The sequence below is a fragment of the Paraperlucidibaca sp. genome (assembly GCF_982810325.1).
Map to the genome: position 1 here is coordinate 21394 of NZ_CEYEMI010000005.1, position 20322 is coordinate 41715.

The following is a 20322-nucleotide window of genomic DNA, read 5'->3' on the forward strand; positions in this document are numbered from 1 at the left end:
AAAAGCCGCAAAATCATTGGCCATAAAATCATAGCGTTGGGTCTTCAGCGCGATGGCGTGATTGCATGCGTCTTACCGTACGCGCAGCAGCGCTAGGCTTCTCTTGCTTATTCTCAACGCCGGCAATATCGCTGCGGCTATCGAGCCATTGCGCGCAAGGCTCCCAAACCTCATGCGCCGCTTTCGAGCCCAAAATCACGCCCATATGGCCACCAGGCGCGACACGAAATTCGCTAGACTCACTACCAACTAGCTCAGCGGATTTGCTCGCGACATCGATCGGCACAATGTGATCGGTGCTGCCGGCATAAGCTAAATAGTCTGCCTTGATGGTGCTGAGATCGGCGTCAATATCGCCCAAAGACATGATGCCATCGGCAAATTGATTGTCGATGAGGGCATGCACAAACATGTCTTGCAGCACGCCAACGGGATACACCAGCATGTGATCAAGATAGTCGGCTGTGGTGCTATGGCTTTCGACAAACTCACGATCGGCCAAGCGCTTGGCTAAGTTCCAATAGGTGGTGACGCTGCCTATTGGATCGGTGAGTTTGAAGCCCAAAGTAGTGACCCAGCCCGGCATTTGCATGCTTATCGGATTCAAGTCCTGCACGCGCAGTGGCGTGTAGCGACGAACCAATTCAGCAGGCTTTTGGATGATGCGGCCAAGCATTGCCGGAATACCACTACTGCGAAAATCAATCGGGCTAGCAATAGTGATGAGGTTGCGAATTTTTGTATCGCCGGAACCGCCGGCATACATCAGCGACAGCAAGCCGCCCATGCACCAGCCCATCAACGAGACCTCTTCAACACCGGAATGCTTACGCACTTCCGCGATGGCCTCGGAAAACATATCGATGGAATAATCTTTTAAGCGCAAGGTGGCGTGGCGGCGTTCTGGAATGCCCCAGTCAATCATATAAACATGGTAGCCACGCGCTGCGAAAAATCGCGCCAGACTACGATGCGGCATGAGGTCGAAACTTTCCGTGGTAACGCCGAGCGGTGGCACCAACACGAGCGGCACGGCATGGCGTTTGCGCTGGACCGGCATCGTTTCGCCATTGGACAATGGGATTCTGTCTTCGTAGGGTGGCGGATAATAGCGCAGCGACATCGGGTCGCCGGAAAGCAGTGTTTCGTAGGGTGTTAGGCCCGATTGCACGAGACTGCCGCGCAAAAATGCCCAATCTAGCGCATTGCCTGTAGCCACTTCTGCACGAGCGCGAAACGCACTTATTTGTTTACTAATTGTTCTTAATCGACTTGCCATCATGAGCTCCTGCCTATGCCTGACCGCCAACGAAATCGCGGGGGCTGACCTGTGAAATCAGTGTACCCCGCTTTAACGATTTTCGTGTTGCCAGTTGTCGGCCGCCCTATTATTTGAGCAGTGTGCGACCGTTGTTGGCGGCGATGCGCAAGCGCAGCGCGTTCAGCTTAATGAAGCCTTCAGCATCTTTCTGATCGTAAGCGCCGCCATCATCTTCAAAGGTCGAGATGCGCGTATCGAACAAGGATTGCGCCGACTGGCGACCGACAACAATCACGTTACCTTTGTAGAGCTTCAAGCGCACATCACCATTAACACAGGCTTGCGAATTATCGATCAAGCCCTGCAGTAACTGACGCTCAGGGCTCCACCAGTAACCGTTGTAAATCAGCGTGGCGTAGCGCGGCATCAACTCATCTTTCATGTGAGCGACTTCGCGATCTAGCGTAATCGATTCAATGGCACGGTGGCCCTTCAGCAAAATCGTGCCGCCTGGAGTTTCGTAGCAGCCGCGCGACTTCATGCCGACATAGCGGTTTTCCACCAAATCCAAACGACCAATGCCGTTGGCACCACCAATTTTGTTCAAATAAGTCAGCACAGTCGCTGGGCTCATGCGCTCGCCATCGATGGCAACAACGTCGCCGCCTTCGTAGGTGAGATCAATGTATGTAGCCGTGTTAGGTGCATTTTCTGGCGAGACTGACCAACGCCACATTGACTCTTCGCACTCAGTCCATGGATCTTCGAGCACGCCGCCTTCATAGGAAATGTGCAGCAGGTTGGCATCCATGGAATACGGTGATTTTTTACCAGCAGAAGCAAAATCGATGGGGATATCACGGGTTTTGGCGTAGGCCATCAGCGTTTCACGCGAGGTCAAATCCCATTCACGCCACGGGGCAATGACTTTGATGCCGGGCTTCAAGGCATAGGCGCCGAGCTCGAAACGGACTTGGTCATTACCTTTGCCGGTTGCGCCGTGCGAAATGGCATCGGCGCCTTCGCGGTTAGCAATTTCAACTAGGCGCTTAGCAATTAATGGGCGCGCAATCGATGTGCCGAGCAAATATTCGCCTTCATAGACGGTGTTGGCACGGAACATTGGGAAGACGAAATCGCGGACAAACTCTTCACGCAAATCTTCGATGTAAATGTCTTTAATGCCCATGGCGTGGGCTTTTGCGCGCGCTGGCTCAACTTCTTCGCCTTGGCCAAGATCAGCGGTGAAAGTGACGATTTCACAGCCATAGGTGTCTTGCAACCAACGCACAATAACGGAGGTATCTAGGCCGCCAGAATAGGCGAGTACGACTTTTTTGATGTCGGTCATGGGTTCAAAACTCACAGGCATGCGAATGGAAAAATCAGACGCGCATTGTACGCGTTAGCAGGCCGTGCTGACCACCACCCGATGCCTTCCCTCATGCTTGGCGGCGTAAAGCGCCTCATCTGCAAGGTCGATAAGTTTAGCGGGAGCGATATGCACATCCGGCACCATCGAGGCAACGCCAGCGCTAATCGTCACATGCTTGGCAACCTTGGAGCCGCGATGCGCAATTGCCTTGGCATCGATGCCGGCAATCAACTCGCGCGCCACTTCCATCGCACCATCGCAGGTGGTGTTTGGCAGCAGCAGAACAAACTCCTCACCGCCGTAGCGCGCGGCTAAATCGCCAGGGCGAGTCGCTACCGATTTCAGCACATCGGCAACTGCTATCAAGGCACGATCACCCTCTAAGTGGCCGTGTTTATCGTTAAAAGCTTTGAAATGATCTACGTCAGAAAATACTAATGCCAAGGGTTTGCCATCGCGGCGCGCACGCTCCCACTCCATCAGAAAGCGATCGTTAAAGTGGCGGCGATTTGCCAAACCAGTGAGGCCATCTTCGCGTGCTAATTGCACCAGTCGCTCAGATAATTTATTGAGTTGGCGCTTTTCTAGGTCGAGTAGTCGCGACTGTAAAAATAACCGGCGCTCTCGCACTTCTACCACGTAGTTATTACCGACACCGACTAAGTTGGTGAGGAAGAAAAACTGCATGAACATGCCCCAGTCGAAGCGCTGCATGCCCAATACATTGACCGCTAATACAACAGCGCCCATGCCGGTAAAGCCTATAAATGCAGATTGATGTAGACGTAAGTTGGCCACGCCATAGACGATCATGAGCAGGTAGATAACGAGATAGGTACTGCGTTGACGAAGTACTTCATCACGAAAATAAGCAGGAAATATGGTCATGAAAAGCAGCATGAGCAGACAACACACCACCGTATAGCTAAAAAAATGTCGATCCATCGATGGCATTTTGGCGAGTGCGGTAAAAACCACTAATACCGAAATAATGCACAAGCCCATCAGGACAGCTAAGCGCAAGTCCTCAACAGCACCAATCCACACGCCACCCACGGTGTATTGAAAGTAAATAATCAGCACAGCACTGAGCGCCAGTAAAAACATCAGCCAATAGTTTTCGCGCACAGTCTCCAAAGCGCGGGTATTCATGTTTTGCCGAAATTCTTTTTCAAACGACGCAGGAAAGCGCAAACGCATGAAAGACTGGCCAAGCAAGTCGCGTACGGTGTCGTATTCGGCCTCCCAGGCGGGGGGTTTTTCTGCACTCATCTCATGCTCCGTCTTTGCCGATGCCTCAGCATCCGTTAGCCTATGCGTCTTTGCTGCCGTTGACGAGCCTTCTCATGCCCCAAAATACACTCACTATCACCCGTCCCGACGACTGGCATGTGCATTTACGCGATGGCGATGCTCTCGTTGACACCGTGCCCGCCATGTCACGTTATTTTGGCCGAGCCATTGTCATGCCGAATTTGCTGCCGCCGGCAGTGACGCCCGAACAAGCCGGCGCTTATCGCGAGCGCATTTTAGCTGCCCGCCCAACTGGCAGCCGCTTTGAGCCACTAATGGTGCTCTACCTCACCGAAGGCACTACGGTTGATGATATTCGCCGCGCCAAGGCTAGTGGCTTTGTTCATGCTGTGAAGCTCTACCCTGCCGGTGCGACCACTAACTCGCAGTCGGGCGTTACCGATTTAAGCAAAGTCGATGCGGTGCTCAATGAGATGGCCGACTGCGGCATGCCCCTGCTAATTCACGGCGAAGTCACTCATAGCGAGATCGATATTTTTGCCCGCGAAAAAGTATTTATCGATACCGTGCTCACGCCGCTAGTGGCCAAACATCCAACGCTGCGCATTGTACTCGAGCACATCACCACCGCCGACGCCGTCGAATTTGTCCGCAATGCGCCAGAGCATATCGGCGCCACCATCACTGCACATCACTTATTATTTAACCGCAATCACATGCTCGCCGGCGGCATTCGCCCGCACTATTACTGCTTACCGATACTCAAACACAGCCGCCACCAAGCTGCGCTTATTCAGGCTGCAACCAGTGGCAATCCGAAATTCTTTTTAGGCACTGATAGCGCGCCACACGCCATCGGAGCGAAAGAATCGGCCTGCGGCTGCGCCGGTGCCTACACCGCTCACGCCGCCATCGAGCTTTATGCTGAGGTTTTTGAGGCAGCTAATGCCTTAGAGATGCTCGAAGGTTTCGCCAGTCATTTTGGTGCCGATTTCTACGACCTGCCACGCCATAGCGACACCATCACGCTAGTGCGTAAGCCATGGTCAGTGCCTGCGAGCTACCCCTTTGGTGGCCAGCAAGTAGTGCCTGTGCGAGCGAATGAGCAACTGGATTGGCAGGTACAGGCATGATCGCCGCCAAGGATAGATTCCGTGGTTTCTTGCCTATCGTGGTCGATGTTGAAACCGCTGGCTTCGATGCCGGCACGCACGCCTTATTGGAAGTCGCGGCCGTCATCGTGTTGCCCGATGAGCATGGCAACTGGCAACCCGTTGCGCGCCATCATGCGCATTTAAAACCTGAGCCTGGCCTCGAGCTAGACCCTGCTGCGCTCAAGTTCAATGGCATTAACCCGCATCACCCGCTGCGCTTAGCGGTGACTGAGGCCGATGGCCTGCGCGATATTTTCGCGGCGGTGAAAGCTGCGCAAAAAGATGCCGGCTGCAAACGCTGCATTTTAGTTGGTCACAATGCCGGATTTGATCTCGCCCACATCAACGCGGCTAGCGAGCGCCACAACCTAAAAAATCAGAATCCGTTCCATCCGTTTTCGGTGTTCGACACGGTCTCATTGGCAGGCTTAGCTTATGGCCAGACCGTGCTCGCACGCGCCTGCGTCGCTGCCGGCATCGACTTTGATCAGAATGAAGCGCACTCCGCACTCTACGATGCGCAAGTCACTGCCGAGTTATTTTGCGGCATCGTCAATCGCTGGCAATCGGCATTTGCTTTACCGGAAATGTCCGAGGCTTGAGCCTTTAAAGCAGATGAGGTCATCTCGCCTCATCTGCTAATGCTTAGCGCGTATTAGCCGGCGATGGCAGCAGGCGCGACAAAAATGTCGCGCCAAACCACATGCCAATAATGCTCGCCAACAAGCCCGCCAACTGCGGTGGCCAAATGCCTTCAGCCGCCCATAATTCAAAGCTCAACCACACCACAACACCAAACGCCATTGAAGTAAGCGCGCCGGCACGATTGGCTTTAGACCAATAAATACCCGCCGTGAGCGGAACAAACACAGCCACCAAAGTGACTTTGTATGCGTTCTCAACCATTTCAAAAATAGTCGCGTCTGACTGCATGGCATACCAGCCAATAAAAGTGCCAAAGCCTAAAACCACTGCGCGCAACATGAACAAAAACTGCTTATCGGTTTGTGCTGGCAACAAAGGTTTCAGTAAGTTTTCAGTAAATACCGTCGATGGTGCAAGTAAAGTTCCTGAGGCTGTAGACATAATCGCCGACAGCAATGCGCCAAAAAACAACACCTGCATAAGCAGCGGTAAGTCATTCTGGATAAACGTCGGCAATACCTGTTGCGGATCCTCGCCCATCACGCGTTCGACCATGGCTGGGTCAATCACAACGGCGGCATAGGTCAAAAACAACGGCACCATGCAAAATAGTAAATAACCAACACCACCCAAAATTGAGCCGGCAACCGCGATATTTTCATTTTTTGCCGTATTCATGCGCTGAAACACGTCTTGCTGCGGAATAGAGCCCAGCGCTAACGTCACGAAAGCACCAATCCACGCGAGCATGGAGGCCGCTGACATTTCCGGCCAAAAATCCTCGAACTTACCGGCAGCTTGCGCATGATCGACGACAACCATCACGCCTCCGGCATTGCCAGCCACCACATACGTAATAACTAACAGCGCGATAATAATGATGATCATTTGTACAAAGCTCGTCACTGCCACCGACCACATGCCACCAAACATGGTGTAAAAAATCACAATAGCCGAGCCAATCAAAATACCTTCGTCATGACTAATGCTACCGCCACTTAAGCTGCTAAAAATCACGCCAAGTGCAATCATCTGCGCTGATACCCAGCCCAAGTAAGACAACATAATGGCAACCGACGTAATGACCTCAGCCTCGCGACCATATCGATCGCGAAAAAAGTCACCAATGGTTAGTAGGTTGCGGCGATACAGCGCACGCGCAAAAAACATACCGGCAAAAATCAAACAAAATGCGGCACCAAAGGGGTCGGCAACAATGCCACCCAACCCTTCATCGAGAAAGGTAGATGGCGCGCCGAGAATCGATTCAGAACCAAACCAAGTAGCAAACATGGTGGCGGTGACCACGCTGAGTGGCAAGCTACGGCCTGCTGAAATAAAATCGCGCGAGTTTTTTACCCGCAAAGTGGCCAATAAGCCGATGGCGATGGACACCACTAAGTAGGCAATTACAAAGGTATTTAACATGCTGTTTGGTCTCCAACAGCGCATCCATGGCACCGACGATAGGTGCTTAGGGAGTGGGCAGTCACGCGTCTACTGACGCCATTTTTTGCGCATGCTAACAGCAGAAACCAAGATCAGTAAGTAGTTGCTGCGCGGATGAGGCTTTTGCCACGCCAAAGATGCGATGAGCGGCGATTTCGCGGCGCGTGGCATAGTGTTTGCGCAAGTCATCAAAAGCGCTAGCTTGGCCGGGGTAAGCCGCAACAGCAGCGCGTAAACGCTGGTCATCGCCTTCGCAATCAACCACCTGCGCCATTATGGCGGCATAAGGCGCAACCAGATGCTCGGCGCTAGCGGCAGACCATTGCAGCACTGGCGGCGCTTGCGCAGGGATAATATCCGCCAGCTCACCAACCTGCTCATAGCCGAGTAAGGCCGCAGCTTTGGCGGTAATCTGCCAAGTGCCACGCCACTTCCCCTCTAAGCTATGGCCGGCGATATGCGGGCTAACTTGCTGGCAAGCTTCAATAACCTCTAGAGCCGGCACAGGCTCATTAGGCAGTACATCGAGTAAGGCGATGCCTTTTTGCAGATACGCCGCCAATGCATCGGCTTCAATGACATCGCCACGGCCTGCGTTAATCAGCCAAGCCCCCGGTTTTAATAATGCCAATCGCTCAGCATTAAACAGATGGTGAGTCGGCGCTGAGCCAGCGCGCGTGAGCGGTGTGTGCAGGCATACGATATCGACTGTTGGTAGTAATGAAGCTAAGTTTTGCCAGTCCGACACGGCTAAGTCAGCTTTATCACTCTGGCTTAATAGTGGATCGCAGCCCACGACCTGAAGCCCAAGTGCCGACAACAATGCCGCAACACGACGACCCACTTGCCCCATGCCAACCACGCCAACGCGCTTGCCGCGCAGCTCAGCCAAGGTCATCTCTGGCTCACGCGCTGCCTGCCTTAGCACCGTTGCTAAAACCCATTCAGCCACCGCCTGCGCATTGCAGCCAGGCGCTGTAGACCATGCCACGCCTGCCGCCTTAAGCGCATCAAGGTCTAAATGGTCTTGGCCAATGGTCGCGCTGCCGACAAAGCGCAATGCATTGGCCTCAGCCAACAGCTCGGCATCGACACGAGTAATCGAGCGCACAAGCAAGAGCTGGACATCTCTCAAGGCAGATGCCTGCATGCTGCGCCCTGCCATGCGAGCGATAGCAAACTCAGGTGCGCGGCCTTGAGCATCACGCCATTGCGACAAACACGCCTCAACTCCGGGCATCATGTCATCTGCTAATACTGTGACTTTTGCTTGCATGGCCATACTCATTGACAGAAAACTGCTCGAGTATGCCATTGCCTATCGGCACAGCGCCGATGCATTCGCTACACTAGACAAAATTTTTCGAGACTTGCTTACATGTCGCATCCGCTCATCGCCGACATCCTCAATTTTCTCCAGAAAATGCCGCGCTTTACACCGCTCGATGAATTGCGCCTGCATATTGACGATGTTGCCGTGGGATGGGTAAAGCCTGCCATCGCCGATGCTCTTGTGGCGATAGCCGGCGCACATGCCATGCGCAAAACCGAATCGCTACATTTGCGCGCCGCTAGCGATGGCGTCGGCCGTAGCATCGTCGTGCAAGGCTGGGCGCATGCGCTGCATGAGCAAGGCTTGCTGCAGAACTGGCGCGATGAGCCAATGACACTGATGCATCAAGGCCACAGCTTTCTCACCACCGAGCGCGCGGCATTTCGCAGCTTAGGCATGGCCACACAGTCGGTGCATTTAAATGGCTGGCTGACCAGCCCAGACGGTATGCAAATTTGGGTTGCCGAGCGCAGCCATCACAAGTTTGTTGACCCCGGCAAGCTCGACAACTTGGTTGGTGGCGGCTTGGCTTCTGGTGAATCTTTAGCTGTTGGCTTGGCGCGTGAGGCATGGGAAGAAGCAGGTTTACTGTTTCGCCACATCCCATCGCCAGTCACTCAGCTGCATATTTGCCGGCGTATCGGCGAGGGCCTGCAAGACGAATGCATTCATGTCTTCGATGCCTATTTACCTGCTCACTTCATCGCTCTAAACCAAGATGGTGAAGTCGCCCATGCCGGCCTAATGCCAGTTGAAGATGCACTTATGCTCGTGCTTGGCGGACGCTACACGTGGGATGCCGCACTGGTATTTATCTACGGCTTGCTACGCCAACGCTATTTTGGCCGCGATGGTAATGCCATCATTCACCAAACTTTAATTGAACTTGGCCACTTAAAACCCAAGCATCTCGCCCGCGGCCTTTCGCAATGAGCGCGCCCGATGCTCAGGTGCCTAGCGCACCGCTAACCACGCGCGCGGAATTAAAAGCACTCAGCCTACTCACTGCACCGATTTTAGTCAGTCAGCTCGCTCAAGCCGCCTACGGTTTTATCGACACGCTAATGGCCAGCCAAGTTTCGCCCATGGATCTCGCCGCCGTCGCTGTCGGCTCCGGCATTTGGCTGCCTTTGTTTCTATTAACCACAGGCATCTTGCTCGCCACCACGCCGTTGGTTGCCGAAGCTCACGGCGGCAATCAGCGCCAACGCATTGCCGGCATTACGCATCAGGCGCTTTGGTTGGCGCTGGGCGTCGGCGTCATCGGCTTCTTTGCAATGCGCCATGCCTACCCAATATTTGAATGGCTAGGCGTACCGCAAGAACTGCGCGAGCTAACTCAGCAATACTTGCTTGGCGTATCGTGGGGCATGCCCGCAGTGGGCTTATTTTTTGCCTTACGCTGCTACTGCGAAGCACAAGGCCAACCGACTCCGGTAATGGTCATTAGCGTGAGTGGACTCACGCTCAATGTCGCCTTCAATATGCTGTTTATTCACGGCAGCGAGGCGGTGAGCTGGCTATCGTGGATGCCCGTGCACATCCCGGCCATGGGCGGCCCCGGCTGTGGTTGGGCGACATCAATCGTACTGTGGCTGATGTCAGGCATCATGCTCAGCTATTTGCTGCTTAGCCGCCGCTTCAAGCATTCACGCTTGATGCAGGCTTGGGAGCCGCCAAGATGGTCGGAAATTAAAATCATTGCGGCGCTAGGCCTGCCGATTGGTTTGGCGATTTTCTTTGAGGTCAGCTCATTTGCATTAGTTGCGGTGCTAGTCAGCCCGCAAGGTGCACTCGCTGTGGCCGGCCACCAAGTCGCGCTATCGGTGACCTCATTATTATTTATGGTGCCGCTGAGTGTGGCAATTGCGCTGACTATTCGTGTAGGCCAGTTTTATGGCGCGCGCGACTTTGCCGCGATATTGCATGTTCGACGCATTGGTCTTATCGCCACAACCTGTATTGCTGCCTGCATGGCATTGATTTTACTCTTTGGCCGCAACGCCATTACCGCTGTTTATACCGACGATATGGCGGTGCGCGAATTAGCCACGCAGCTCATGTTATTTGCTGTTGCCTATCAAATTTTTGATGCGCTACAAGTGGCCGCGGCTGGCTGCTTACGCGGCCTACAAGATACGCAAAGCCCGATGCGACTGACGCTCTTTGCCTATTGGGTTATCGCAATTCCAGTGGGGTATTTGGCCGGCAGCACAGACTTTTTTGGCGGCCACTCGTGGGGCCCACACGGCTATTGGTTCGGCTTGGTGCTGGGCCTAACTGTGGCGAGTATTTTGCTCACATGGCAGCTCGGCAGCACGCTAAAAATCATCAAGGCACGATGGCAAATCGCTTAACGCGCGGCATAGGCTTTTTAAGAGCTTAGCCTTTGCGTAGCTCGTAGCGGTATTGGCCGGGCTCAGGCTCGTCTGCCTGCAACAGCTCATGACCAAGAAATTGGCAGAACTTCGGAATATCTCGCGTAGTCGATGGGTCGGTAGCGAGCACTAACAAGTGCTCGCCCGACTGCATTTCACGCACGCGTTTGTGCAGCATCATCACCGGCTCAGGGCAGCGTAGGCCGCGCGCATCCAGTGTGCTTAGTGCATCGCTCACTGGTTTTTCATTCTCATGCATCAAGACAACCTCATGTTCATCTGCCAGCTATTTAGCCTCAACAAACTCATCTGGCTCACGCGTAAAACGCCACGCCGGATACAACATAAATACGCCAACCGCAGCGGCAATCAAGAAATGATCAGCATAACCAACGGTCTCGGCAAGTAAGCCTGCGGGCAAATAAAACGAGCCACCAAATAGCGCAAGCAAACTTACCTGTAGCGTGAAATCAACGCCGGCATGAGCTTGGCGCGCTCGATCCATTACTGCCGATAGCAACGCTGCCATCGCCATGCCGCCGGCGAAATGTTCAAGCGCATTGACCGCGACAGCAGTACTAGTAGCGCTCAAGCCGGCAACGCCATAACCCATCGCAGGAATAGCGTAACAAGCAATAGCGACGCATTGAAAAACACCAAACCACACCAAGCCTTGGCGGCGACCGATTGTTTGCAGCCAATAACCACCGAGCATAGCGCCAGCTATCGTGGTCACGGCGCTGATCATACTGACCTGCAAACCGATCTGCGACAGCGTCATGCCCATATCGACCATCATCGGCTTCACCATTGCTGATGATAGCGAGTCAGCCACCTTATAAGTCACTAAAACCCAAATCCAACCCGCCAACTCAGGGCGCTTAAAGAAACTGACCCACGCGCTTGTGTACGACTCACCAGCAACCGGCAAGGCTTCAGCAGAAATGGCCGGCTCACGATAAAAAATGGCAGGCAATAACAGCAACAAAGACATGATGGTGAGGCCAATAAATGCTTGTGCCCAACCTAAAGTATCGAGCACTAACAACAGCAAACCGCCGCCAATAATAATGCCAACACGATAGGCCGAAACTTGGATGCCATTGCCCAAGCCACGCTCTTCGCTGGATAAAATACGTACCGCCAAACCGTCAGTGGCGATGTCTTGCGTGGCAGCAAATAAGTTCACCAGAAACAGCAGGCCAAACAGCCAATACACGCCAGATGCTTCGCGTAAGTTTTCTGGGTTAAACCAACACAGACTGGCCATAACCATAGCCAAACCTGCGTTCATCGGCAAAATCCAACTGCGGCGATGCCCTATGCTGGGCCAATAATAGCGATCCACCAAGGGCGACCAAAACACTTTTAACGCCCATGGAATTGCCAATAAACCACTCAGGCTAATAAGTGATAAAGGTGCGTCATAGCTGCGTAAAATGGCTGGTAATGCTTGCGAATACACGCCAAACGGCACGCCTTGTGCGAGATATAAGGCCAACAATAACCCTAGGCGCTTCGACAACGATGACATGATGTTTCTCTACGTTATATCAGCATGCTTTAGGAAAACACGATGGTTTTAGTACCATGCACCAGCACACGGTCTTCCAAATGCCAACGCACAGCACGCGCCAGTACTTGACGCTCAACGTCTTGTCCCATTTCACGCAGAGAACCGACTTCATCACGATGTGACACACGCTCTACATCTTGCTCAATGATAGGGCCTTGATCTAAGTCGGCAGTGACGTAATGCGCGGTGGCACCGATCAGTTTCACGCCCTTGTCATAGGCCTGCTGATAGGGATTTGCGCCGACAAATGCTGGCAGAAATGAGTGATGAATATTGATAATGCGATGTGGCCAGCGCGCAGTAAAATCGGCGCTGAGAATTTGCATATAACGCGCCAGCACGATGAGATCGACACCGACCAACTTTTCCTCCAGCGTCGCCTCGGCCAAAGCCTTAGTTTCCGCCGTCACCGGCACTAAGTGGAATGGCACCCCAAAGCCCTCCACCGCCTCGCGTAAATCACTGTGATTGCTGATCACCGCGACAATGTCACAAGGCAAACTACCGCGCGACCAACGCCACAATAGCTCCATCATGGCGTGATCATGCTTAGACACCAAGATCGCCACGCGCTTGCGATCAGCTGCGTAAGTCAGCTGCCAATTCATCTGAAAACGAATGGCCACTTCCTGCTCAAACGCCGCCTCTAAAGCTTCACGGCTAATATCCATTGCTACTGTTTGCAGCTCTAGGCGCATAAAGTATGTGCCGCCAATTGGCGCCGTGGCGTGCTGATCAAGGTCGGTGATATTGGCGCCATGAGAAAATAGAAAGCTCGATACCGCACTCACGATGCCGGGTGCATCGGGGCAGTTAATCAGTAAGCGAGCGGTGGTGTCGGTCATTCGGCTAATCCTAATAAGTGTCGGCGGCAGCTCGCTGGCGTCTGCCCAGTCCATTTTTTAAAGGCTCGATGAAAGGCGCTAGCTTCGGAAAAGCCCATCATCAGCGCGACCTCATCAATACTCAATGCAGGTTTGGCTAAATAAAACCGAGCCGCCTCTTCGCGCAATTGATCTTTAATTTGTTGATAGCTCGTGCCTTCCTCTTTCAGATGGCGACGCAGTGTTTGTGGTGTTAATGATAGCTGTTGGCTGAGTGCCGTTAAATCGGGGAACTGATGACCATAGTCATTACTCAGGCGATTTCTGACTTGCTCAGCTAGGCCCATTGGCCGTGAACGGCCAGCAATAATCAGCGCCAGTGAATCTTTCAAAAAGCGTGACAACGATAGCGGTGTTTGTGCCAAGGGCAAACTCAACCAGCTCGCAGGAAAGCGAATCATATTGCGGTCGGCACCATAGATTACTGGGCAGCGAAACATGGCGGCGAAATCAGTGGCACTTGGCGGCGCATCAAAACTAAATTCGATGACTAATGGACTCAAGCGCTGCCCGACCAGCCAACTCCAAAAGCGTACCGAGACGAAGACCATGAGCTCGAAAATCGTATCGCCGATAGCATCATGCTGACGCATGGTCAGTGTTAGCTGACCTTCATTGGAAGTGACGGTTAAGTCGGCAGCGGTAGGCGTTTCAAACAAGCCATAAAAAGCACTTGAGCGGCGTATGGCCTGCTCCAAGTTAGCGCAGTTAATCACTGCATGCGCCATCATCGAAAAAGTGCCTGGCTTAGAGCGTGCATCGGCAGCGAGACCAATAAATTCGTCACCGGTACGCCGCATCACTTCTTGCATCAGGCGGATAAGCTCGGTGCTGCTAATGCGCGCATCTGGCTCTTCCACGCGTGCCGGATCGAGGCCACTGTGCGCAAACAAAGCCGACATGCTCAAGCCCTGACGCGCTGCGCCCGAGAGCAAGCGCTCGACGTATTGAAGGCTAACGGTGTGGGCCTGGGAAACGGACATGAAAGCTCGCTAAAAATAGTACACGCGATAGTCTTAAGCTAAGCGCTGATTATCTCTCAAGACTAGCACAGCCACAGCTCGCGCATGTAGCTCAGGGGAGCTAAGCAGCCTACACTCCAGCCACTGCCACCGACTTAGGACCAGCCATGACTGCACTGCCAATATTTGACCTTGACCTACGATTAGCCAGTGACACGATCGTGCTCGGTGACTTTCCGCTGAGTCGCTGCCTGCTAATGAATGACGCGCATTATCCATGGTTAATTTTGGTGCCACGCCGCAATAATCTCACCGAAGTTTATCAGCTCAGTAGCGAAGATCAGGCACAGCTTTTACGTGAGTCATCTTGGCTAAGTCAGGCACTTAAACGCGCATTCAATGCTGACAAAATGAATGTGGCCAATCTCGGCAATGTCGTCTCGCAACTGCACTGGCATATTGTTGCGCGCCACAGCACAGATGCCGCTTGGCCCGGCCCGATCTGGGGCAAAAACCCAGTTCAACATTACAGTGTGCAAGCCTTAAAAGAGCGCTTGGAACAGCTCCACGCCCTACTAGCTCAAGCCGACTCCAGCCTAGCGTTCACACCCGCCTAACATGAGCTGGCTGCCCGATAGCATTAGCTTATTTACCGCTTATGGACTGATCGCGACCTCATTACTAACCTCACTAATCACCGCAGGCTTAGGCATTGGTGGCGGCTTATTATTGCTTGGCGTGATGGCAGTGCTCGTGCCTTCTGCCGCACTCATCCCGCTCCATGGCGTGGTGCAGCTGGGCTCAAATATTGGCCGAACAGCATTGCTCTGGCGCTTTATTCAATGGCAAACCGTGCTGCCTTTTACAGTTGGTGCTGTACTCGGCAGCGCTCTCGCTGGCAGCGTAGTGCGCGAGCTGCCGGAGTCTTGGCTATATGCCAGTCTGAGCGGATTTATTTTGTATGCCGTTTGGGGCAAATGGCCAACGCTATCGGCCAGCACTCAGCGCGCAGGCCTTTGGCTTGGCGGGCTAACACTGAGCTTTCTGAGCATGTTCATTGGCGCTACGGGACCTTTGGTTACCGCCCTGCTGAAAACTCAACAAATGCCGCGGCAACCACATATGGCGACATTCTCAGCGAGTATGAGCTTGCAGCATGGTGTGAAAATCGCCGCCTTTGGTTTTTTGGGCTTTCAGTTTCTACCTTGGCTAGGCTTACTCGCCGCCATGATAGCCAGTGGATTTATTGGCACTTGGCTAGGCCAACGCTGGCTCTCAGGCCGCGCCGATGCCAGCTTTCATCGTGGCTTAAACTGGTTGCTTAGCGCATTGGCGTTGCAGCTACTTTGGCGCGCAATTAGCACGGAGTTTTAGGGCTCATAAAAAAATGGCCCCGGCGCTTTGACGCCGAGGCCATCACAAACTCACCACTAAACTTAGTGAATATTTGCACCTTTCAGCAAGCCATTCATTGCGCCATTGGCACCGAATAGCTTCTCGCGCCACTCAGTCACGAGCGCATTAGTATCGTGATCGTTCGGGTGGAAGCTAGGACGGAAAAAGTCCAAATACTTCGGCAATAAGCGAGTCATACGACCGCGGCGACCAAACAGCGCGCGCATACCTGCTACGTTATCGCGCACATTGAGCAGCTTGCCATCGGCATGCATGAGACGGGCCGTCGAATACGCCATCACTGCACCTAAGATCGCGGTGGTCAGCGCCATAGTGGCCGTACGCACAATATAGCCACCGCCAGTTTGCTGATAAACATCCCAAGCCACGGCTTTATGCTCAGTTTCTTCAAGCGCATGCCACATCCATAATGGACGAATATCTTCCGCCACTGAACCATGATGATCAGCCTCAGCCAAGAGCTGCTCGCCCATTAAAGCGGTGAAATGCTCCAAGCAAATCGTTGCGGCCAAGTTCAAGCGTGGATGAATCTTGCCGACATTATCGAGCAGTATTTTAAGTTGGCTTTCAAGCTCAGCGGCAGGCAACTGTTTAGCGTTAATAAAATCATTAAGCACTTGGTGTCCCTGTGTGTGCAGAGCCTCTTGGCCAATAAAGCCAGAGATCGCTGCTTTCAGGTCATCGTCAGTAATTTGGTCACGATAATGGCGCACGGCTTCCACGAAAAACTGCTCGCCTTCAGGAAGCAGCACAGAGAATGCCGACCAGAAATAGGTCAGGAATGGGCTATCGGCATACCAGTAGCCGGCGTCAGAATTATCAAAATTCATCATTACACGACGTGGTGGAATGCCAACGCGCGCACCAGCTGGTTGGCGATTTGCCGAAGCTTTGGTGGAAATAGCGGTTTGGGCAGCAGTCATGGTGAAACCTCAGTAAGTCGTTGTTGACGAGCTAACTGTGCCCTTGTCCCTGCGATAGTGGCAGGTTATTTTGGGACATCTTCTTGTCATTATGTGCCATTACGCAATGTCATCATTTTCTGAGTCCCATCCCGGCCTACCTGCTGCCTATGTTTTGCTCCTACTCGACGTAGTCAAGCGCTGGCATGTCGATGAAAAGGAGCTGTTGGCGCCCTCTGGCCTAGATCGTGAGCAGCTCACCGCGCCCACACTGCGCCTGCCGCTCGACACCGTGAACACCATCTACACGCGTGCCCTTGAGCTCACTGAAGAGCCCGGCCTACCGTTTTATATCGGCATGCAAATGAAGCTCTCTAGCCACGGCTTTATTGGTTTTGCCGCGATGACTGCCGATACCGTGGCGCAAGCCATTGAGCTCGCTGAGCGCTTTATAAGTCTACGCTTGATGGGTTTCGCCCTACGCTTGGAAATCCACGGTGGCGAGGCCTGCCTATACCTCAGCTGCGATCTAAACCTGCAACCTTTGCGCGATACCGCTGTAGCGGCGCTAATGGTAGGTCTAGGACAAATGGCGCAAGTGCTCACCGGCGAGACGCTTTACGGCGTCGCCGATATAGACATCCCTGAAAACAAGCGCTTTGCCGAATTCAGCCACATCTTGCCGGCAAAAATACATTTTGCGCAGCCCGAAAATGTCATTCGCTTTGCCAAGGCCTATTTAGATTTGCCGCTAGTCATGGCCGATACCAGCTCCAGCCAATTAGCCATTGAGCAATGCGAGCGCGAGCTGGTCGCGATTGGTCACACCAATCGTTTTGTCCGGCAAGTGCGCGATTTAATTCATGATGAACACGATGGTTTTCGCAGTGTTGAGGCGGTGGCGACTATTTTGTGCATGTCGGAGCGCACGTTAAAGCGCCAGCTCGCACAAGACGGCACTAGCTTTAGCGATATTTTGGAGGATTTGCGCCGTCAGCGTGCGGTCTTGCTACTGCGCCAAGATGTGCAGAGCATCGAACGTATCGCTGAGCTGCTAGGCTACTCAGATGTAGCAAATTTCACCCGCGCCTTTAAGCGCTGGACAGGCACGACGCCGAGCCAGTATCGACGCAACGCCTAAGAGCAACAAACTTAACTACAAGCACTGAGGAAAACTCAAACGTATGAAATATAAAAACAAAAAATCACTTCGCATCTACCTAAAGGTTTTTCTTTCGCTCATCAGTAGCCTCTACCTCACTGGCTGCCTGTCGATGGTACAAAGGATGTCGGCACCTGAACCCGATGCTGCCCTCAGTCAAGCATACGCAGCATCAATGCTAGATAAATTTGAAGCCGACCTCACAAAAAGCATGGCCGATAAGACTCCAGAAGTGTTCAATGACTGGAGTTACTCCAAATCCATCGATATCGACAAGATGAGTAATAGTACTTGTATCTCGTTGAACGAGAATTGGATTAATAACAGTGTAAATTTCACTGATGACAACAGCGCACTTATTCAAGAAATTGACCGCCGCTACGGTATTCACTACTCAGGCAAGTCGCAAGATGGCTTTATGTATTTTCGCTTTGACCATGTCGCGCGCCGCACCTATCAGCAATACTTTTTAGTTGGTGACGGTAGCCAAGTTCTGCGAGTTTACCTCACGACCAAGAGACCATGGGGAAGCCAGCAGTGTAAGTCACTCATCCCGTTGAGCTCTGGGCCTGTCATCAGTTATGAACGCAGGATATCGCTGAGCTCTTTCAATGGCACGCCACCGAGCATCGAAAAACTGCACGAAGAACTAAACCCAAAAATTGAAAAACCCTTCAAGCAAGCCATCAAATATATAGATAGAGCCGTTAAACGAGCCAAGGAACGTTTGGAAGAAAGCATTGCGAAACATAATAATGGCGTCCAGCGACGCAATGCTTATATAGCAAAGAAAAACGCTGAAAGTGCCGCGCGCTCCAATGCTCACTATCGTGAAACCATATCTAGAATAAATAATGACCTTGCTAAATATGGCAATAATACGAACTACATCGAACAGCAAAATAGGATCAATCGCCAGAAGCGTGGTGGCGTGATAAGCCAACCTAGCAGCTATACGCCGCGCCCCCTTACTAAGTCAGAGTGGAGCTGGCAACAACGCCGACGCGATAACGAAGTGCAGGATATAAACCACAGTAGCATTTATACCAAGGCTGTTGATCGCAGTGTCGCCAAAGCGCAGAGCAAGCAAGCGCCTAAGCAACAGGCCAAGGAAACAAAGACTGCGGGTGTCAGCTACAACATCCTAAGCCTAGAGGCGCATGGCACCACATCAATGTACTTCGGCTACGATCAAGCACTGAACCTTGCAGAAACAAACGCCTATAACGAAGCAGCGCAGAGTTGTGCTGGCCACAAAGGCCGCCTCGAAAAAGACAGCGGCACCATGGCCAAGAAAAACTGCGCGGCAAACGCCAATGGCGAATATAAGTGCAAGGTCACTATGCTCTTTAGCTGCAAAACCAAATAGCTAGCGAGCATCACTCTCTAACGAGAATAGTCAGCGCCTAGTCGGTCAAGTTTGCGCAGTAGCGCAGGCCATACAAACGCACCGCCTAGGCCGCTGGTTTGCACGCGCATAGACTCAGCAACACCTGCCACAATCTGCGGATTAACCTCTATCAGCGGCCCACCGGCCTGAGCTGATAGCTGAATCTGGCAAGTACTTTCAAACACATACATGCTCAAAAAGGCATCAGCAATAGTTGGCCCAACGGTTAGTAAGCCATGGTTACGTAGCATTAGAAAGTTTGCCGAACCAAGGTCTGCCTGCAAGCGCGGCTTCTCATCGGGGCGAAATGCCACACCTTCATATTCGTGATACGCCAAGCCAGCCAAGACAAATGTCGATTGCTGTGAAATCGGCAATACTCCACCCTGCTGGGCGCTCACAGCGACACCCGCACGCGTGTGCGTATGCAGCACGCAGCCGGCATCTTCGCGGGCCTCATGCACAGCCGAATGAATAATAAAGCCAGCAGGATTCACCGGAAATGGCGAATCGATGACTTTATTGCACTCAGCATCGACCTTAACCAATGACGACGCCGTAATCTCGTCAAACATCAGTCCATAAGGATTAATGAGGAAGTGATGCTCAGGCCCCGGCACACGTGCCGTGATGTGCGTGAACACCAAATCGCTCCAGCCGTAATGCGCCACTAAGCGATAGCAAGCTGCTAAATCGCAGCGCAACTGCCACTCTTCAGCGCTGACACGTGTCTTTAGGCTAGGCATATCCATGCTGATTACTCGCTAGCCGCGCGATGCAATGCGCAGACTTTATTGCCACTGGGGTCGCGCAAATAGGCCAAATACAATTTACCTAATGGACCTTCGCGATAGCCGGGAGGATCTTCAAGCGTTGTACCGCCGTTCGCGAGGCCAGCCGCGTGCCAGGCATCGGCTGTAGCTGGATCTTTAGCAGCAAAGCCAATCGTGCTGCCATTGCCGCAGCTTGCAGGTTCACCATTAATGGGAGGTGTGAGGGCAAAGATGCCGGCATCAGTGAAGTAGAAACAGCGGCCCTTAGGATCCATGACGCCGGGCTTATGGCCCATGGCACCGAGCACGGCATCGTAGAATACTTTTGAAGCTTGAATATCGTTGGCACCGATCATGATATGGCTAAACACGTGACACTCCTTAGATCTACAAAATGACGAAAGAATG

Annotated in this window: 20 protein-coding genes; 8 read left to right on the top strand and 12 right to left on the bottom strand. The window is 52.8% G+C overall.

Annotation, left to right across the window (positions count from 1 at the left end; translation table 11 throughout):
* Window positions 1-28: 28 nt before the first annotated feature.
* The 3 genes from AC3DKE_RS03335 to AC3DKE_RS03345 all read right to left on the bottom strand — a co-directional run bounded on the left by AC3DKE_RS03335 (window position 29) and on the right by AC3DKE_RS03345 (window position 3908).
* On the bottom strand, window positions 29-1279 hold the full coding sequence (locus tag AC3DKE_RS03335) for an alpha/beta fold hydrolase (RefSeq protein ID WP_487990069.1): 1251 nt from the start codon (window positions 1277-1279) through the stop codon (window positions 29-31).
* Window positions 1280-1388: 109 nt separating this feature from the next.
* Window positions 1389-2612 (bottom strand): argininosuccinate synthase, encoded by a 1224-nt coding sequence (locus AC3DKE_RS03340; RefSeq protein WP_340676237.1) that lies wholly within the window; start codon window positions 2610-2612, stop codon window positions 1389-1391.
* A 54-nt stretch (window positions 2613-2666) separates the two neighbouring features.
* Window positions 2667-3908 (bottom strand): GGDEF domain-containing protein, encoded by a 1242-nt coding sequence (locus tag AC3DKE_RS03345; RefSeq protein ID WP_340676236.1) that lies wholly within the window; start codon window positions 3906-3908, stop codon window positions 2667-2669.
* A gap of 74 nt (window positions 3909-3982) precedes the next feature.
* Here AC3DKE_RS03345 and pyrC point away from each other — a divergent pair, with 74 nt between their 5' ends.
* Both pyrC and rnt read left to right on the top strand, forming a co-directional pair.
* A complete protein-coding gene (pyrC, locus tag AC3DKE_RS03350; RefSeq protein WP_340676235.1) occupies window positions 3983-5023 on the top strand; it encodes a dihydroorotase in 1041 nt (346 codons plus the stop codon).
* Entirely contained in the window at window positions 5020-5646 is a 627-nt protein-coding gene (gene rnt, locus AC3DKE_RS03355) for a ribonuclease T (protein ID WP_340676234.1), read from the top strand. Before pyrC ends, rnt begins: the two co-directional genes overlap by 4 nt.
* Before the next feature lie 43 nt (window positions 5647-5689).
* Here rnt and AC3DKE_RS03360 read toward each other — a convergent pair whose 3' ends face one another.
* A complete protein-coding gene (locus AC3DKE_RS03360; protein WP_487990070.1) occupies window positions 5690-7117 on the bottom strand; it encodes a high affinity choline transporter 1 in 1428 nt (475 codons plus the stop codon).
* A 94-nt stretch (window positions 7118-7211) separates the two neighbouring features.
* Window positions 7212-8414, bottom strand: a complete 1203-nt coding sequence (locus tag AC3DKE_RS03365) for a 4-phosphoerythronate dehydrogenase (protein ID WP_487990071.1) — start codon at window positions 8412-8414, stop codon at window positions 7212-7214.
* 102 nt (window positions 8415-8516) lie between these two features.
* Here AC3DKE_RS03365 and AC3DKE_RS03370 point away from each other — a divergent pair, with 102 nt between their 5' ends.
* Both AC3DKE_RS03370 and AC3DKE_RS03375 read left to right on the top strand, forming a co-directional pair.
* Window positions 8517-9404, top strand: coding sequence for an NUDIX hydrolase (locus AC3DKE_RS03370; RefSeq protein WP_340676231.1), 888 nt, complete (start codon window positions 8517-8519; stop codon window positions 9402-9404).
* A complete protein-coding gene (locus AC3DKE_RS03375) occupies window positions 9401-10828 on the top strand; it encodes an MATE family efflux transporter (RefSeq protein WP_340676230.1) in 1428 nt (475 codons plus the stop codon). Before AC3DKE_RS03370 ends, AC3DKE_RS03375 begins: the two co-directional genes overlap by 4 nt.
* 25 nt (window positions 10829-10853) lie before the next feature.
* Here AC3DKE_RS03375 and tusA read toward each other — a convergent pair whose 3' ends face one another.
* From tusA to AC3DKE_RS03395, 4 genes are read right to left on the bottom strand one after another with little or no spacing between them, the layout of a single operon-like run.
* On the bottom strand, window positions 10854-11108 hold the full coding sequence (tusA, locus tag AC3DKE_RS03380) for a sulfurtransferase TusA (protein ID WP_340676229.1): 255 nt from the start codon (window positions 11106-11108) through the stop codon (window positions 10854-10856).
* 27 nt (window positions 11109-11135) lie between these two features.
* Entirely contained in the window at window positions 11136-12383 is a 1248-nt protein-coding gene (locus AC3DKE_RS03385; protein ID WP_340676228.1) for an MFS transporter, read from the bottom strand.
* 29 nt (window positions 12384-12412) lie between these two features.
* Window positions 12413-13279 carry a formyltetrahydrofolate deformylase gene (gene purU / locus AC3DKE_RS03390; RefSeq protein WP_379072055.1) on the bottom strand — a complete coding sequence of 289 codons (867 nt, stop codon included), beginning with the start codon at window positions 13277-13279 and terminating at the stop codon, window positions 12413-12415.
* On the bottom strand, window positions 13267-14292 hold the full coding sequence (locus tag AC3DKE_RS03395) for an AraC family transcriptional regulator (RefSeq protein ID WP_340676226.1): 1026 nt from the start codon (window positions 14290-14292) through the stop codon (window positions 13267-13269). Before AC3DKE_RS03395 ends, purU begins: the two co-directional genes overlap by 13 nt.
* Window positions 14293-14453: 161 nt before the next feature.
* Between AC3DKE_RS03395 and AC3DKE_RS03400 the strand changes: the two genes are divergently transcribed.
* Window positions 14454-14888, top strand: coding sequence for an HIT domain-containing protein (locus AC3DKE_RS03400; protein WP_340676362.1), 435 nt, complete (start codon window positions 14454-14456; stop codon window positions 14886-14888).
* Window position 14889: 1 nt separating this feature from the next.
* Window positions 14890-15645, top strand: a complete 756-nt coding sequence (locus AC3DKE_RS03405; RefSeq protein WP_487990072.1) for a TSUP family transporter — start codon at window positions 14890-14892, stop codon at window positions 15643-15645.
* Window positions 15646-15707: 62 nt separating this feature from the next.
* On the opposite strand, the gene AC3DKE_RS03410 is transcribed toward AC3DKE_RS03405, so the two are convergent.
* Complete coding sequence (locus AC3DKE_RS03410; RefSeq protein ID WP_340676224.1) at window positions 15708-16610, bottom strand: metal-dependent hydrolase; 903 nt, start codon at window positions 16608-16610, stop codon at window positions 15708-15710.
* 106 nt (window positions 16611-16716) lie between these two features.
* Here AC3DKE_RS03410 and AC3DKE_RS03415 point away from each other — a divergent pair, with 106 nt between their 5' ends.
* Together AC3DKE_RS03415 and AC3DKE_RS03420 are read left to right on the top strand one after the other, a co-directional pair.
* Window positions 16717-17730, top strand: a complete 1014-nt coding sequence (locus AC3DKE_RS03415) for a helix-turn-helix domain-containing protein (protein ID WP_340676223.1) — start codon at window positions 16717-16719, stop codon at window positions 17728-17730.
* A gap of 43 nt (window positions 17731-17773) precedes the next feature.
* Window positions 17774-19120 (top strand): hypothetical protein, encoded by a 1347-nt coding sequence (locus AC3DKE_RS03420; RefSeq protein WP_487990073.1) that lies wholly within the window; start codon window positions 17774-17776, stop codon window positions 19118-19120.
* A gap of 17 nt (window positions 19121-19137) precedes the next feature.
* Here the strand turns inward: AC3DKE_RS03420 and AC3DKE_RS03425 are convergent, their stop codons facing one another.
* Both AC3DKE_RS03425 and AC3DKE_RS03430 read right to left on the bottom strand, forming a co-directional pair.
* On the bottom strand, window positions 19138-19893 hold the full coding sequence (locus AC3DKE_RS03425; protein WP_484216476.1) for a class II aldolase/adducin family protein: 756 nt from the start codon (window positions 19891-19893) through the stop codon (window positions 19138-19140).
* 5 nt (window positions 19894-19898) lie between these two features.
* On the bottom strand, window positions 19899-20285 hold the full coding sequence (locus tag AC3DKE_RS03430; RefSeq protein WP_340676221.1) for a VOC family protein: 387 nt from the start codon (window positions 20283-20285) through the stop codon (window positions 19899-19901).
* Window positions 20286-20322 lie beyond the last annotated feature (37 nt).